The 14,299-nt window shown below is 73.5% G+C and carries 12 protein-coding genes and 1 pseudogene; 7 read left to right on the top strand and 6 right to left on the bottom strand.

All coding sequences use genetic code 11. The features are described 5' to 3' along the window. Nucleotides 1–78: 78 nt before the first annotated feature. Both J421_RS29375 and J421_RS29370 read left to right on the top strand, forming a co-directional pair. Complete coding sequence (locus J421_RS29375; RefSeq protein ID WP_025414701.1) at nucleotides 79–381, top strand: putative quinol monooxygenase; 303 nt, start codon at nucleotides 79–81, stop codon at nucleotides 379–381. Nucleotides 382–482: 101 nt separating this feature from the next. Beyond that, nucleotides 483–3,149, top strand: a complete 2,667-nt coding sequence (locus J421_RS29370) for a glycosyl hydrolase 115 family protein (protein WP_025414700.1) — start codon at nucleotides 483–485, stop codon at nucleotides 3,147–3,149. A 117-nt stretch (nucleotides 3,150–3,266) separates the two neighbouring features. Here the strand turns inward: J421_RS29370 and J421_RS29365 are convergent, their stop codons facing one another. Next, a complete protein-coding gene (locus J421_RS29365; RefSeq protein ID WP_158508980.1) occupies nucleotides 3,267–4,130 on the bottom strand; it encodes a carboxypeptidase-like regulatory domain-containing protein in 864 nt (287 codons plus the stop codon). A gap of 192 nt (nucleotides 4,131–4,322) precedes the next feature. Here J421_RS29365 and J421_RS33255 point away from each other — a divergent pair, with 192 nt between their 5' ends. From J421_RS33255 to J421_RS29340, 5 genes are all read left to right on the top strand, one after another. After that, a complete protein-coding gene (locus J421_RS33255) occupies nucleotides 4,323–4,550 on the top strand; it encodes a PEP-CTERM sorting domain-containing protein (protein ID WP_025414698.1) in 228 nt (75 codons plus the stop codon). Between the two features lie 178 nt (nucleotides 4,551–4,728). After that, the gene (locus J421_RS29355; RefSeq protein WP_025414697.1) at nucleotides 4,729–5,241 is read left to right on the top strand and encodes a glycoside hydrolase family 97 N-terminal domain-containing protein; all 513 of its coding nucleotides are present in this window, start codon (nucleotides 4,729–4,731) and stop codon (nucleotides 5,239–5,241) included. A 5-nt stretch (nucleotides 5,242–5,246) separates the two neighbouring features. Then, complete coding sequence (locus J421_RS29350; RefSeq protein ID WP_148306622.1) at nucleotides 5,247–6,344, top strand: glycoside hydrolase family 5 protein; 1,098 nt, start codon at nucleotides 5,247–5,249, stop codon at nucleotides 6,342–6,344. Nucleotides 6,345–6,353: 9 nt separating this feature from the next. After that, nucleotides 6,354–7,028, top strand: a complete 675-nt coding sequence (locus tag J421_RS29345) for a polyamine aminopropyltransferase (RefSeq protein WP_025414695.1) — start codon at nucleotides 6,354–6,356, stop codon at nucleotides 7,026–7,028. A 101-nt stretch (nucleotides 7,029–7,129) separates the two neighbouring features. Next, entirely contained in the window at nucleotides 7,130–9,889 is a 2,760-nt protein-coding gene (locus tag J421_RS29340) for an ABC transporter permease (RefSeq protein ID WP_025414694.1), read from the top strand. A 21-nt stretch (nucleotides 9,890–9,910) separates the two neighbouring features. Here J421_RS29340 and J421_RS29335 read toward each other — a convergent pair whose 3' ends face one another. The 5 genes and pseudogenes from J421_RS29335 to J421_RS34210 form a co-directional block, all read right to left on the bottom strand. Next, nucleotides 9,911–12,322, bottom strand: a complete 2,412-nt coding sequence (locus J421_RS29335; protein WP_025414693.1) for an ABC transporter permease — start codon at nucleotides 12,320–12,322, stop codon at nucleotides 9,911–9,913. 116 nt (nucleotides 12,323–12,438) lie between these two features. Beyond that, complete coding sequence (locus J421_RS29330) at nucleotides 12,439–12,729, bottom strand: carboxymuconolactone decarboxylase family protein (protein WP_025414692.1); 291 nt, start codon at nucleotides 12,727–12,729, stop codon at nucleotides 12,439–12,441. Nucleotides 12,730–12,780: 51 nt separating this feature from the next. Beyond that, nucleotides 12,781–13,032, bottom strand: coding sequence for a carboxymuconolactone decarboxylase family protein (locus tag J421_RS29325; protein WP_025414691.1), 252 nt, complete (start codon nucleotides 13,030–13,032; stop codon nucleotides 12,781–12,783). Between the two features lie 62 nt (nucleotides 13,033–13,094). Continuing rightward, complete coding sequence (locus J421_RS29320; protein ID WP_236646396.1) at nucleotides 13,095–13,547, bottom strand: MFS transporter; 453 nt, start codon at nucleotides 13,545–13,547, stop codon at nucleotides 13,095–13,097. Nucleotides 13,548–13,651: 104 nt separating this feature from the next. After that, nucleotides 13,652–14,260 (bottom strand): annotated as a pseudogene (locus J421_RS34210) (MFS transporter); the annotation flags it as partial. Nucleotides 14,261–14,299: the final 39 nt, after the last annotated feature.

Raw genomic sequence — 14,299 nt, 5'->3', positions numbered from 1 at the left:
CGCCGCGGCGGCGTACCATTGTCTCCGACCCACGGATCGATCCGACCCGTGGCACACACGCGATACGAGGAGACGACCATGCTGAAGCTCGCGCTGTTGGTTCGACTGGAAGCGAAGCCGGGGAAGGAGCGCGACGTCGAGCGCTTTCTCGAGACCGGGCTCCAGCTCGCGAACCAGGAGGAGAGGACGCGGTTGTGGTTCGCCCTGAAGCTCGGCCCGACGACCTACGGCGTGTTCGACGCGTTCACCGACGAGGCGGGGCGACAGGCGCACCTGAACGGCCCCATCGCGTCGGCGCTGATGGCGCAGGCGCCCGAGCTGTTCGCGGTGCCGCCGTCGATCGAGCCGGTCGAGCTGATCGGCGTGAAGGTCGCCGCGTAGGGGCGTCGCGCTATCATGCACGGGTGACACCGACACCGAGACCGAGACCGCTGCCGACACCGATCGGACCCGTCGGGCGCGCGGCCGTCCGCGCGGCGTACGTGCTCGCGTGCGCCGCGGGGTCGTCCCACACGGCCGTCGCGCAGGCGCCGCCGATCGTCGCGACGACCGGCGGCGCGACCGACGTCGCGCTCGTGCGCGGCGGGCGCGCCGCTGCGGTGTGGTACGATCCCGCGGACGCGGCGGTGGTCGGCGTCGCCGCGCATCTGTTCGCGGACGACGTCGCGCGCGTCGCCGGCGTGCGCCCGGTCGTGGCGCGGGGCGACGCGCGCCTAACGGGAGCGGCCGTGATCGTCGGCACGTTGGGCCACAGCCGGCTCGTCGACGCGCTCGTCGCGGCCGGGAAGCTCGACGTGCGCGGCGTACGCGGGCAGTGGGAGTCGTTCGTCGTCACCATCGTCGCCGACGCGGCGCCTGGGGTGCCGCGCGCCGTGGTCGTCGCGGGGAGCGACCGGCGCGGCACCGCGTTCGGCGTGCTCGAGCTGTCGCGGCAGATCGGCGTCTCGCCGTGGGTATGGTGGTCCGACGTCGCGCCGGCGCACCGCGACGCGCTGTTCGTGCGCGCCGGCGCGGTGACGATGGGCCCACCGTCGGTGAAGTACCGCGGCATCTTCCTGAACGACGAGGACTGGGGACTCCAGCCGTGGGCCGCGCGCACGTTCGAGCCGGAGACGGGCGACGTCGGTCCGAAGACGTACGCGCGGGTGTTCGAGCTGCTGCTGCGCCTGAAGGCGAACATGCTGTGGCCCGCGATGCACCCGTCCACGAAGGCGTTCAACCTCGATCCGCGGAACCGGCTCGTCGCCGACAGCTTCGCGATCGTCATGGGCTCGTCGCACGCCGAGCCGATGCTGCGCAACAACGTCGGCGAGTGGACCGCGCCCGCGGCGGACTACGACTACAGCCGGAATCCGGCCGGCGTGGCGAAGTACTGGGAGGAGCGCGTCGCGGCGAACGGGAAGTTCGAGAACGTCTACACGTTGGGTATGCGCGGCATCCACGACTCCGGCATCCGCGGCGCGTCGACGACGGCGGGGCAGGTCGCGCTGCTGGAGCGGATCTTCGCCGACCAGCGTGCGCTGCTCGCGAAGCACGTGAACCCGGACGTGACGCGCGTCGCGCAGGCGTTCACGCCGTACAAGGAAGTGCTCCCCGTCTATCGCGCCGGCCTGAAGGTGCCCGACGACGTCACCATCGTCTGGCCGGACGACAACTTCGGCTACGTGCGCGCGTTCCCGACGCCCGACGAGCAGCGGCGCACGGGCGGCTCCGGCGTGTACTACCACCTCTCGTACCTCGGCGCGCCGCTCTCGTATCTGTGGCTCTACACGACGCCGCCGGCGCTCGTGTGGGAGGAGATGTCGAAGGCGTACGACCACGGCGCTCGCACGGAGTGGATCGCGAACGTGGGCGACCTCAAGCCCGCGGAGATCGGCATCGACCTGTTCCTGCAGATGGCGTGGGACGCGCGCCGCTGGACGCGCGAGACCATCGCGACGTACCTCGGCGACTGGGCCGTGGCGCAGTTCGGCGCGCCCAACGCGCCGGAGATCGCCGGCATCCTCGCCGAGCACTTCCGGCTCGCGTACCAGCGACGGCCCGAGCACCTGCAGTGGTGGCTCCCCGGCGACGGCGTGCGCAGCAACCGCGACCTCGTCTCGCCGCTCACCGAGGCGGAAGTCTGGGACCGGCTCGCCGCGTACGACGCGCTCGTGAGGCGCCTGACGGTCGTCGAGCGGACGATCCCCGCGCGGCTGCGCGACGCGTTCTTCGAGCTCGTGGCGTACCCGGTGCGCGGCGCCGCGCTCGCGAACGCGCGCTACTTCTACGCCGAGCTGTACGCGCAGCAGCGCGCCGACGCGACGCACGACCGCGACACGGATGTCGCCGGCGTGTTCGCCGCACGAGCGCGCGCCGCCGACGCGCGGCTCGTGGAGCTGACGCGCCACTACAACGAGGAGGTCGCGGGCGGGAAGTGGCGCGGCATGGTCGCGCTGGAGCCGCCCGACAACCAGTGGCGGACGATGCGCATCGCGCCGCTCCCGCTGCCGGCGGCGAGTCTCGCCGCGGCGGACACCACGCTTCCCGCGCGCTACCAGGCGATGCTGCGCGCGCCGCGCGCCCCCGACGACGCGGCGTCGGACGGCGTGCCTAACGGCACGTTCTCCGAGCGCGGCCGCGTGGTGTCGATCGAGGCCGAGCACTACACCGCGCGCGTCGACCGCGGCGTGGTCGGATGGCGCGTGGTCCCGGGACTCGGCCGCACCGGAAGCTCGGTCGCGGTGTTCCCGACGACGGCGCCGAGCGTCGAGCCGGGCGCGGCGGCGACGGCGGCGCCGCGGCTCGAGTACCGCATGGACGTGCGCACCGCGGGCACCGCGACGCTCACCGTGCAGCTCGTGCCCACGTTCCCGATCGTGGATGGCCGTGGGCTGCGGCTCGCGGTGGGGCTGGACGATGCGCCGCCGCAGCCGCTCGTCGTCGACGCCTCGGTCGATTCGCGCGCGTGGGCCCGCGGGGTGCTCGACAACACGATCTCCGGCGCGGTGACGCTCGAGGTGCCTAACGCCGGCGCGCACGTGCTGAAGCTCTACATGGTCGATCCGGGCGTCGTCGTCGACAGGCTGGTGCTGGACCTCGGCGGGCTCCGGCCGAGCTGGCTCGGGCCGGTGGAGACTGATGCGTCGGGGCTGATGCGGCGGCGCTGAAACGTCGGGCGCTGATGGGGCGGCGCTGGAACGGCGGCGCTGATAACGCGTGGTATCAGCGCCGCCGTGCCAGCGCCGAAGCGCCAGCGCCGCCCGATCAGCGCCGCCTCACCGCCATCACGGCGCCGACACGTCGAGCTCGAGCATCCTGATGGAGCCGGAGCCGTCGGTCGGCCAGAGCACCTCCAGCTGCGCGGCGTAGGCGGCGTCGGCGTTCGTCAGCCGCAGCACGGCGTCGCGCGGCGGCCGGCCCGCCGGCGCCCAGCGCGCCGTCACGCGGTACTTGCCGATCGGCACGTACTTGTCCGCCGCCGGGCCGCCGAGCCGGATCGTGTGCACCGCGCCCGTGCTGCCGTCGACGAGCGGACCGACCGGCGTGAACGTCAGCTCGATGTCCTCGATGTCCACCTCGGCGTCGGCCATCCACCCGCGCGGGTCGACGTGCGTGTACACCGGTCCGCCGAAGAACCCCCCGTCGGCCGTCTGGCCGCTCAGCCGCCAGTCGAAGTTGCGCACGGCGCCGTCGACGCCGGGGAACGGTGTGTCGACGTCCGGGTGCAGGTAGAAGCGGTACGAGCGCCCCGCGAACGTGCGCGTGAGCTGGGCCGTCATGTGCCACGTGCCGATCGGCTGCCGCACGTCGATGCGGTACCGGCCCTGCGCGTCGGTCACGCCGATCGCGTTCGTGTTGTAGAACAGCGTGTTGTCGGCGAACACCTGCACGCCGGCGAGCGGCCGTCCCGCCGCGTCGACGACGGTGCCCGTCACGAACCCGGCGGACGGGTTCTGCTGCCCCGAGCCCGGCGGGGTCGGCTCGGTCGGTGTGCCGCCATCGGCGGTATCGGCGGCGGCGCACGCGGCGAGGACCGCGACGGTGGCGAGGGCGCGCGCGGGACGCGCGAGATGGTGGCGGAGCGTGAACGGGCGCATGGGAGTCGGCTGGGTGGCGAGTGGTCGCTCGGCGACATCGGCGGTGAGCACGCCGGGACGCTACGGGCCACCGCTTGCGCGCGTGCTTACGCGGGGTGGGAGGCCGGAGGGGCGCGACGCGCTGTAAGCGCCGCGTCCAGCACGGCGACGCGCGGTGGGGAACGCCCGCGCGCAGGCCATCTCCGCATGGCCCGCCGAGTACAACTTCCTGGCCGACGCGTAATCGCCCAGCGCGGCACGACGGTGTCGGACGCCTACGTGCCGGGCATTCGCGTGAACGCCGACGATCCGAACTTCGCGAACCTGACGACGACGTGGTTCCAGACGCCGGATCGGGACATCGCGTTCCAGATGGACTTCGGCCCCACGACCCCCGTCGCGACGACGCCGGAGCCGGGCACCTGGGCGCTGCCCGGCACGGGTCTCGTCGGCGTCGCCGGCGCGGCGGCGCGGCGGCGTCGGGCCGTCTGAGCGCCGGCCGCGAGTCGCCCCGCCTAACGACAGAGCCGGCGCTCGCCGCGAGCGCGCGGTGCGCGTCCGCTCCGTCGTTAGGCGCGTCCGGTGTCGACCGCCGGCCGCGGAGGTGCTACACTGAGGCGCGCCGGGCTTCCGCTGCCCGATCGGTCGTGTCCTGAGCCCCCTCCTCGCCGTGTTCCGTCCCTCCGTCGCTGCGCGGCTCGCCGCGGTCCTGCTGGCCGGGGCCGGCCCGCTCGCGGCCCAGGCGCCCGCCGCGAGCGTCACGTCACCCGACGGCCGCATCGTCGTCCGCGCGACGCTCGACTCGCTCGGCGCGCCGCGCTACGCGCTCGACCGCGACGGGCGTGCGCTGCTGCTGCCGTCGCGCCTCGGCTTCGCGTTCCGCGGCGCGCCGCCGCTCGACCGGGGCCTCGTGCTCGTCGACACCACGCGCGCGGCGCACGTTCGCGGTCGTGTTCCGCGCGGTCGACGACGGCGTCGGCTTCCGATCCGAGCTGCCCGCGCAGCCCGCGTTAGGCGACTTCGCGATCGACGACAGCCGGCGTTCGCGTTCATCCGCGACGTGCCGGTGGACTGGGACACGACGGTCGCGATCACGACGCGCGCGGTCACGTCGGCGACGCGGCTGCGCATGGTGCTCGCGCCCGGCGGCGGGCAGGCGATTCGCATCCGAGCAGCGCGGTGACGAGCGTGCGCCGAGCGGCTCTCACGATGCTGGTCGCCGCGGCGTGCGGCGGCCACCGCGCCACCACGGCGCCCGCGCCGCCGACCGTCGTCGGCGTCGACGACTATCCGCCGGTGGCGAGCGGCGCGGCACCCGGCGCGTCCGCCGCCGCCGCCGAGATCGCGACGGCGCTCGGCCGCGGCGTGAACTTCGGCAACATGCTCGAGGCGCCCACCGAGGGCGCGTGGGGCCTCACGGTGACGGACGAGTTCATCGACCGCGCCGCGGCGGCCGGGTTCACGTCCGTGCGGCTGCCGGTCCGCTGGAGCAGCCACGCGCTCGCCGCCGCGCCGTTCACGATCGAGCCCGCGTTCCTCGCGCGCGTCGAGTCGATCGTCGACGAGCTGCTCGCGAAGGGGCTCGTGGTCGTGCTGAACGTGCACCACTACCGCCAGCTCGACGGCGACCCGCTGGACGCCGGCGAGGCGCCGGTGGCCGACGCGGTGGTCGACGTCCGCTTCCTGGCGCTGTGGGAGCAGATCGCCGCGCGGTTTCAGGGGCGCGGGGCGCGGCTGGTGTTCGAGCTGTACAACGAGCCGCACGGGCGGCTGAACGGCGAGCCGTGGAACGTGCTCGCCGCCCGCGCGTTAGGCGCCGTGCGCCGGACGAACCCCGGCCGCGTCGTCATGATCGGGCCGACGAGCTGGAATGCGGCGAGCGACCTGCACCTGCTGCGGCTGCCGAACGACGCGAACCTCATAGGGACGGTACACGACTACGCGCCGTTCGGCTTCACGCATCAGGGCGCGGAGTGGGTCACGCCGACACCGCCGGTCGGGGTCACGTGCTGCAGCGCGGCGCAGCGCGCGGAGATGACCGCGCCGCTCGACGTCGCGCGCGCGTGGTCGGTGGCGACGCGCTACCCGGTCTTCGTCGGCGAGTTCGGCGCGTACGGCAAGGCCGACGACGCGTCGCGCGTCACGTTCACGCGCACGATGCGCGACGCGATGGAAGCGCGCGGCATGCCGTGGGCGTACTGGGAGCTCGCCGCGGGCTTCGGCGTGTTCGACCCGGTGCAGCACGCCTTCCGCCCGGGGCTGCTCGACGCCCTGCTGGGGCGTTAGGCGAGCCCGATGAAGCGCACGGAGCGCCTCGCCGCGGCGCGGACGCCGGACGGCACCGAGATCGTGCTCTATCGCCACGACGGCGCGTACCTCCTCCGCGCGGCCGGCGTCGAGCTGATGTCGACCCGGCGGCACCATTCCGAGGACCGGCTCGCCGAGCTCGCGTGCGCCCCGCTCCGCGACGTTGCACAAGCGCGCGTGCTCATCGGCGGGCTCGGGCTCGGCTTCACGCTGAAGGCCGCGCTCCGCGTGCTCCGCGACGACGCCGAGGTGCTCGTCGCGGAGCTGCTGGCCGAGGTGATCGCGTGGAACGCGGATCCCGCGTACGACCTCTCCGCGCCGGCGATGCGCGACCCGCGCACGCGCGTCGTGCATGACGACGTGGCGAACGTCATCCGCGCGCATCGGGCGGCGTTCGACGCGATCCTGCTCGACATCGACAACGGCGCCGAGGCGATGTCGACGGCGACGAACGCGCGGCTGTACGCGGCGCCCGGCGTGGCGGCCGCCGTCGCCGCGCTGCGGCCCGGCGGGACGCTCGCCTACTGGTCGGCGAGCGACGACCCGCGCTTCGCCGCGGTGCTGCGCCGCGCCGGCCTGGAGGTCCGCTCGGTGCGCGTGCGCGCGCACGACGCCGGCGGTCCGACGCACACGCTCTACCTCGCGACGGCGTCGCGCGCCTAACGGATGGTTCCCGCCGGCACGACGAATGTTCCGGCTCTCCCCTTGCGCTTCTACAAGAAGCAGCCCATCGTGCGGGCGGGTGCACAGCGAGGGACGCGCCGATGCCGGGAGAGTTCTGGAGCGAGATCTGGAGCGACGTGCGCTACCGACTGCGCGCGCTGTTCGATCGCGACGTGCTGGAGCGGGAGCTGGACGCGGAGCTGCGCTTCCACCTCGATCGCGAGGCCGAGCGCCACGAGCGCGCGGGGCTCCCGCGCGACGAAGCGCGACGCCGCGCGCGCGCCGAGTTCGGGCACCCGGGCCGCGTGAAGGAGGCGAGCCGCCGGATGCGCGGCACCGTGCCGCTCGAGTCCATCCTGCGCGACCTGCGCCACGCCATCCGTGCGCTGAGGTCCCGTCCCGCGTTCACGCTGACGGTCGTCGCCACGCTCGCCCTCGGCATCGGCGCGAACACGGCGATCTTCACCCTCGTCGACGCGCTCGTGCTGCGCCCGCTTCCGGTGCCGCATCCCGAGCAGCTCGTGATCGTGAGCGACCCCGCGGCGGTGAACACGAACAACGTCGGCTCGCCACTCACCGACTACGTGTCGTTCCCGCTCTATGAGGACGTGCGCGCCCGCAACACGGTGTTCACCGACATGTACGCGAGCGGATGGTCGGGCCCGATCGACGTGCAGATCGGGTCGGGCACCGGCACGACGGCGGAGCAGCCGCACGCGCGATTCGTGACCGGCAACTTCTTCTCCGTGCTCGGCGTGCGCGCCTACGCCGGGCGCACGTTCACCGCGGCCGAGGACGAGACGCCGGGCCAGGATCCCGTCGCCGTCCTCGCGTACGACTACTGGCAGCGCCGCTTCTCGGGGTTGCGCTCCGCGATCGGCAGCGTGATGCGCGTGAACGACGTCGCCGTGACGATCGTCGGCGTCACGCCGCCGGGATTCGACGGCGACATCGTCGGCCAGCCGCAGGACTTCTGGCTGCCGATGATGATGGATCCCGTGATCCAGCCGAAGATGAATCTGCTGGACGACCGCGGCTGGTCGTGGGTCGTGATGATGGGGCGCCTCAGACCGGGCGTCACGCTCGAGACGGCACGTCAGCGGATCGGCGCGATCGAGGCGAACGCGATTCGCGAGCATCTCGCTGGTCGCGACCTCGCGGAGTTCGAGCAGGGCCTGAAGGACACGCCGATCCACGTCGTGTCGGGCGCGCTCGGCTTCTCCGAGCGGCGCGCCGAGTACGGCAAGGCGCTGTGGGTGCTGATGGCGGCGGTCGGCCTCGTCATTCTCGTCGTCTGCGCGAACGTGTCGAGCCTGATGCTCGCGCGCATCGTCGGCCGCAACCGCGAGATGACGCTGCGCATGACGCTTGGCGGCGGCCGCGGACGGTTGATCCAGCAGATGCTGGTCGAGGGTGCCGTGCTCGCGATCGTGTCGAGCGTGCTCGGGCTGTTCGCCGCGGCGTGGGGTAGCCGGGTGCTGCTCGCGAGCGTGAGCAGCGCCGCGAATCCGGTCGTCGTCGACACGACGCCCAACGCGCGCGTGCTCGCCTTCACGGCGACGACGACGCTCGCGTGCGTGTTGCTCTTCGGCCTCCTGCCCGCGCTCCGTGCGACGCGCGTCGACCTCGCGACGTCGCTGCGGTCGCAGGGACGCAGCCTCACGGGCGCGGCACGCGTCGGCCAGCGAGTGAGCGTGCCGTTCGGGCGCGGGCTCGTCGTGGCGCAGATCGCGTTGTCGATGCTGCTGCTCATCGGCGGCGGCCTGCTCGTGCGCAGCATGCAGCAGCTCCTGCACAGCGACATCGGCGTCGATCGCGATCACGTCGTCGCCGTGCGTGTGCGAACGGCGCGCTCGCCGTACGTGGGGGCGCGCCTGGCGCAGCTCCGCCGCGACCTCGCGGAGAGCGTCGGCCGGGTGCCCGGCGTGGATGCGGTCGCGTTCGCCGATCACGGATTGTTCAGCGGCGGCGCGTCCGGCTATCACGTCGACGTGTCGGGCTTCGTTCCACAGGCGGATTCGGAGCGCCTCGTCTCGCTCGATCGCGTCGGCCCGAGCTTCCTCCATGCGATCGGCGCGCGGCTGATTCGCGGCCGCGACATCGAGCCGCGCGATCTCGGAGGGGGCCCACCCGCCACCGTGATCAACGAGACGATGGCGAAGCGATACTTCGGTGCTCGCGATCCGCTCGGCGCCACGGTCACGATCGACGGCGTCCCACATACCATCGTTGGCGTCGTGCGGGACTTTCGGAGCCGCGACGTGCGCCGCACGCCGCCTCGCGAGATGTACGTCGTCTTCAGCGATCCGAACGCGGGCGAGACGGGGCAGGCGAAGCTCGCGGTGCACGTGCGCGGCGATCCTGCGCGCCTCGCGCTCCCGATCCGTCGCGCGATCGAGGACGTCGACGGCACCCTGCCGATCTTCGTCGATCCGGTGAACGATCTCGTGCGCGGGACGGTGTCCAAGGACGTGCTGCTCGTGCGCGTGACGACGTGCTTCTCCGTCGTCGCGCTGGTGCTCGCGGCACTCGGGCTGTACGGGGTCACGGCGTATTCGACCAGCCAGCGCACGGGCGAGTTCGGATTGCGCGAGGCGCTCGGCGCGGCGCCGGGCGACGTGACGAGGATGGTGCTCGGCGAGGCGCTGCGCGTCACCGTTCTCGGCGTCGTCATCGGTGTGCCGGCGGGGCTCGCGGCGACCCGGCTCATCCGAGCGCAGCTCTTCGGGGTCGGACCGCTGGATCTGCCGTCGCTCGGCGTCGCGATCGTGGTGCTCGTGGCGACGGCGGTCGTCGCGAGCTATCTGCCGGCGCGACGAGCGGCGCGCGTGGGGCCGTTGGAGGCGCTGCGCTCACAGTAGCGGGGCGCTCGCCGGCGAGCGTCACGGCGCGCGCAGCACGTTCGCCGGGTTCTGCCGCGCCGCTCGTCGCGCGGGAAGCCACCCCGCCGCCGCAGCGACGAGCGCGAGCACGGCGAGCGTGCCCGCGAACGTGAGCGGGTCGCCCGCACCGACGCCGTACAGCAGCCCGCCGAGCAGCCGGCCGAGCGCCCACGACGCGAGCAGCCCCGTCGCGAGCCCCGCCGCGGTCAGTCGCAGCGTGCGCGAGAGGACGGTGGAGCGCACGCGCGCCGGCGTGGCGCCCAACGCCATGCGGATGCCGATCTCGCGACGCCGCTGCGCCACGCCGTAGGAGATTACCGCGTAGGTGCCGAGCGACGCGAGCACGAGCGCGAACGCGGCGAAGCCGGCGAGCAGCGTCACGATGAGTCGGCGCGGCGACACCGAGGCGTCGACGATGTCCTGCAGCGTGCGCACCTCGGTGAGCGCGAGCGTCGGATCCGTCGGGCGCAGCGCAGCGCGCACCGCGGCGACCAGCTCCGCCGCCGGCCGCGCACCGCGCGCGACGACGTACACGGCGCTGTAGTCCGGCATCTGCCGCATCGGGAAGTACAGATCGCTCCCGGCCTCCTCCTCGACGGACTGGTAGCGGAGGCCCTCCACGACGCCGACGACCCGTGCCGGCGCCTCGCCGAACCCGAGCAGGGTGCGGCCTAACGGATCCTGCCCCGGCCACAGCTTCCGTGCGAGCGCCGCGTTCACGATGGCGACGGGCGCGCTCGCCGAGTCGTCGGTCGGCAGGAAGTCGCGCCCGGCGCGCAGGCGAACGCCCATCGCGCGGAGGTACGCGTCGCTCACCACGCGCACGAACGCCGGGAACTGCCGGTCCGGCGCCGCCGGGCGCTCGGTCGCCACGTTCCAGATGCGGTTGAAGCCCATCGGCAGCACGTCGGTGAGTCCCGCCGCCTGCACGCCTGGCGTCTCGCGTACGCGGCGAAGCGCCTCGTCGAAGTATGCGGCGCGCGCGCCCGCGGATGCGAAGCGCCGACTCGGGTCGATGCGAAGCGCGACCGCGCGCTCGGGGCGGAAGCCCAGATCCTGGTCGAGCACGCGCACGAAGCTGCGGGTCAGCAGCCCCGCGCCGACGAGCAGCGTGCACGTGAGCGCGAGCTCCGCCACGACGATGGCGGCGCGCGTCCACTCGTGCCGCCCGCCGGTCGAGCCACGCGCGGCATCCCTCAGGCTCTCGTCGACGCGCAGCGCGGAGACGCGGAGCGCGGGCGTGAGGCCGAACACCAGCCCCGTGACCACCGCCGCCCCCACGGTGAACGCGAGCGCGATCCAGTCCACGTGCACCTGGTCGAGCAGCGGCAGCCGGACCGACTGCGTGCGCGACAGCGCGAGCGTGCCGCCTGACGCGAGCCCCAGGCCGAGCGCCGCGCCCCCGCCGGCGAGCACGAGGCTCTCGGTGAGCAGCTGCCGCAGCAGCCGCGCGCGGCCCGCGCCCAACGCGATGCGCACCGCGACCTCCCGCTCGCGGGCGGCGGCGCGCGTGAGCAGCAGGTTCGAGAGGTTCGCGCACACCATGAGCATGACGAGCGCCACACCGCCGGCGAGCACGAGCAGCGCGGGGCGGAACGCGCCGCTCACATGGTCCCGCAGCCCGCGCACGATCGGGTGGAACTCGTTCGTGCGCCGGCGCGTCTCCCCGTCGCGGCGCGCGCGTTCGGCGATCACGGTCGCCTCGCGCTGCACGTCGGCGACGGTCGCACCCGCGCGCATGCGGCCGACCAGGGCGAGCGTGTTGCCCTGGTTGTTCCGCCTGTCCGTGAGCGGGAACGGGCGGTAGTAGTCCACCTGTCGCCCCGGCGCGAAGATCGTCCCGAAGTCGAACGTCGACGGCAGCACGCCGACCACGGTGGCCGGCGCGCCGTCGAGGACGATCGCGCGGCCGACGATGCCCCGGTCCGACGCGAAGCGCCGCGCCCACAGGCGGTGGCTCAGCAGCACGACGCGCGGCCCGTCGTCGACCGCCTCGTCGGCGGTGAACTGCCGTCCGACGATCGGGGACACGCCGAGCAGCGGGAAGAAGCCGCGCGTGACCTCGACTCCCGTTAGGCGCTCGGGCTCGCCGGCGCCGCTCGTCAGCGTGTGGTCGCCGACGCCGTAGAACTCCGAGTAGCCGGCGACGTCGACGAGCGAGCGGCCGTCGCGCTCGAGCGCCCACACGTACTGCACCTGCGCCGTGCGCATGGAGAGGTCGTACGCGTCGCCGTTCGCGATCCACATCAGCCGCTCGGCCTCGCGCAACGGCAGGGGCCGTAGCAGCAGCGCGTCGATCACGCTGAACACCGTGACCGTCGCGCCGATGCCCAGCGCGACCGTGAGCAGGGCGAACGTGGTGAGGCGGAGGTCGCGGCGCAGCGCGCGCACGCTGTAGCGCAGGTCGTTCATGAGCGCCTTCCGGGAGCGGGACGGGTCCGGCCGAACGGCGGTGGGACAGCGCGGCGGCCGTCAGGGTTTGACGAGCGATACCCGCCGTCCCCTCGCGCGGCGCGGTCGCGCGCCAGTCAGCGTGCGTACGACCCCCGCGCGCTCCGCTTGCCGCCGGCGCGGTGCGCCTCCTCCGACATGGCGTGCACGCCGGTGGCGTCGATCCAGCGGTTGTAGAAGTTGAACAGCGCGCAGACGGTGATGGCGAAGTACAGCGCCTCGTCCGTCCAGCCCGCGGCGCGCACCGCCGCCACGTCGTCCGCCGTGATGCGGGGCGAGTCGTGGTTCACGCGGTCGATGAACGCGAACAGCACCTTGTGTCGAGCATCGAGGCGCGACGTCTGCGCGTCGTGGAGCACCTCCTGCACCAGCGCCTCGTCCTCCAGCAGCTCCGCCGCGACCGCGGCGTGCGAGGCGATTCAGAACGGACAGTGGTTGCGCTGCGACGTGTACGCCGCGATCAGCTCCCGCAGTCCCGGCGACAGCGGCGCGGGCCCGCGCAGGATCTCCTGCGTGAAGCGGCCGAGATGCTGCGTGGCGTTAGGCAGGTAGGCGAAGAGATGCCAGATCTGCGGGTACTCGCTCCCCGTCGGCCGCATCTGCGCGATCAGGTCGGCGTATGCACCGGGCTTGGGGTCTCCCTCGACTCCGGGCAGGAACATCGGCTCCATGTACGTCCTCGTCATCTCGGGTGGCACTACACGACGCATCGGCTTCGCGCTCGGTCGAGCGCTCACTCGGCGGGCGCCAGCACGGTGCGGGCGTCGGCCGGCGCCCCGGTGTCCGCTTCACCGGCGCCGCGCGGCACGCGCAGCACCGCCACGCACGCGAGTGCCGTGTAGCACGCCATGAGCAGGAACAGCGCGCGGTAGCCGCCGAACCAGTCGAACAGGCGCCCGTTCAGCGGGTCGCCGATCGCGCCGCCCAACGCCATGCACAGCAGGAACACCGACGCCAGCACCCCGCGGCGCTCGCGGGGCACGGGCTCGACGAACAGCGGGTAGGCGTTCACCTGCGGGAACGTCCAGGCGGCCGACGCGAGCGCGAGCAGCGGCACCGCCTGGCCGAGCGTGGCGACGCGGTCGAGCGCCAGCAGGCTCGCGGCCATGACGACGAGCCCCGCGAGCATGGCGTTCCGTCGCCCGATACGCGTCCCCACCACGCCGGCCGGCAGCGCGCCGAGCACGCCGCCGACCGCCCACGCGATGAAGCCGATCGTCGCATCGGCCCCCCGCCACCGAAGCGGTCGGCGGCGTGCAGCGCGTACCAGGTGGTGAACGTCTGGAAGGTGAGCTGCAGCAGCAGCGCGGCGAGGAAGATCGGGCGCATCCCGGGCACCGTGCCGCGCACCGCGCTCCACGCGGCCTCGGCGAGCGATCGGAACGACACGTCCGCCGCCTCGGCGTCCACCTCGCTCGTCATCGGGCGCGGCGACTCACGGAGGCCGAGCGCGAGCGCCGCGGCGATGCCGAGCACCGTGACCGCCGCGATCCAGAACGCGGGCCGCATCCCGAGCGCGTGGCCGAGCATCAGGAACGCGATCGCGCCGACGCACATCTGGAACGTGACCGACCCCGTCGCGAGCGAGCGCCAGCGCGACGGCACGAGGTCGGCGACGAGCGCCTGCAGCGGCGCGCGCTGCACGTTGATTCCCACGTACAGCAGGACGAGCGCGGCGACGAGCGTCGGGAGGCCGAGCCCGCGCGTCTCGGGAAGGAGCGCCATGCCGAGCGCCGAGAGCAGCATCGCCGCGGTGACGAGCGGCAGTCGACCACGCCCGTGAGCGGCGGCGCGGTCCGATGCAGGCCCCGCCCACGGGACGAGCGCGAGGAGCAGCACGTTGTCGATCGCCATGACGGCGCCGATGGCGGTGCGGTGCTCGCCGAGCACGTCGCGCACGAGCCCCGGGATGAAGGCGCTGAGGAGCGGACCGGTGAC

The sequence above is a fragment of the Gemmatirosa kalamazoonensis genome (genome assembly GCF_000522985.1).
Taxonomy (GTDB): Bacteria; Gemmatimonadota; Gemmatimonadetes; order Gemmatimonadales; family Gemmatimonadaceae; genus Gemmatirosa; species Gemmatirosa kalamazoonensis.
This window is presented reverse-complemented; position numbering and strand designations above follow the sequence as displayed.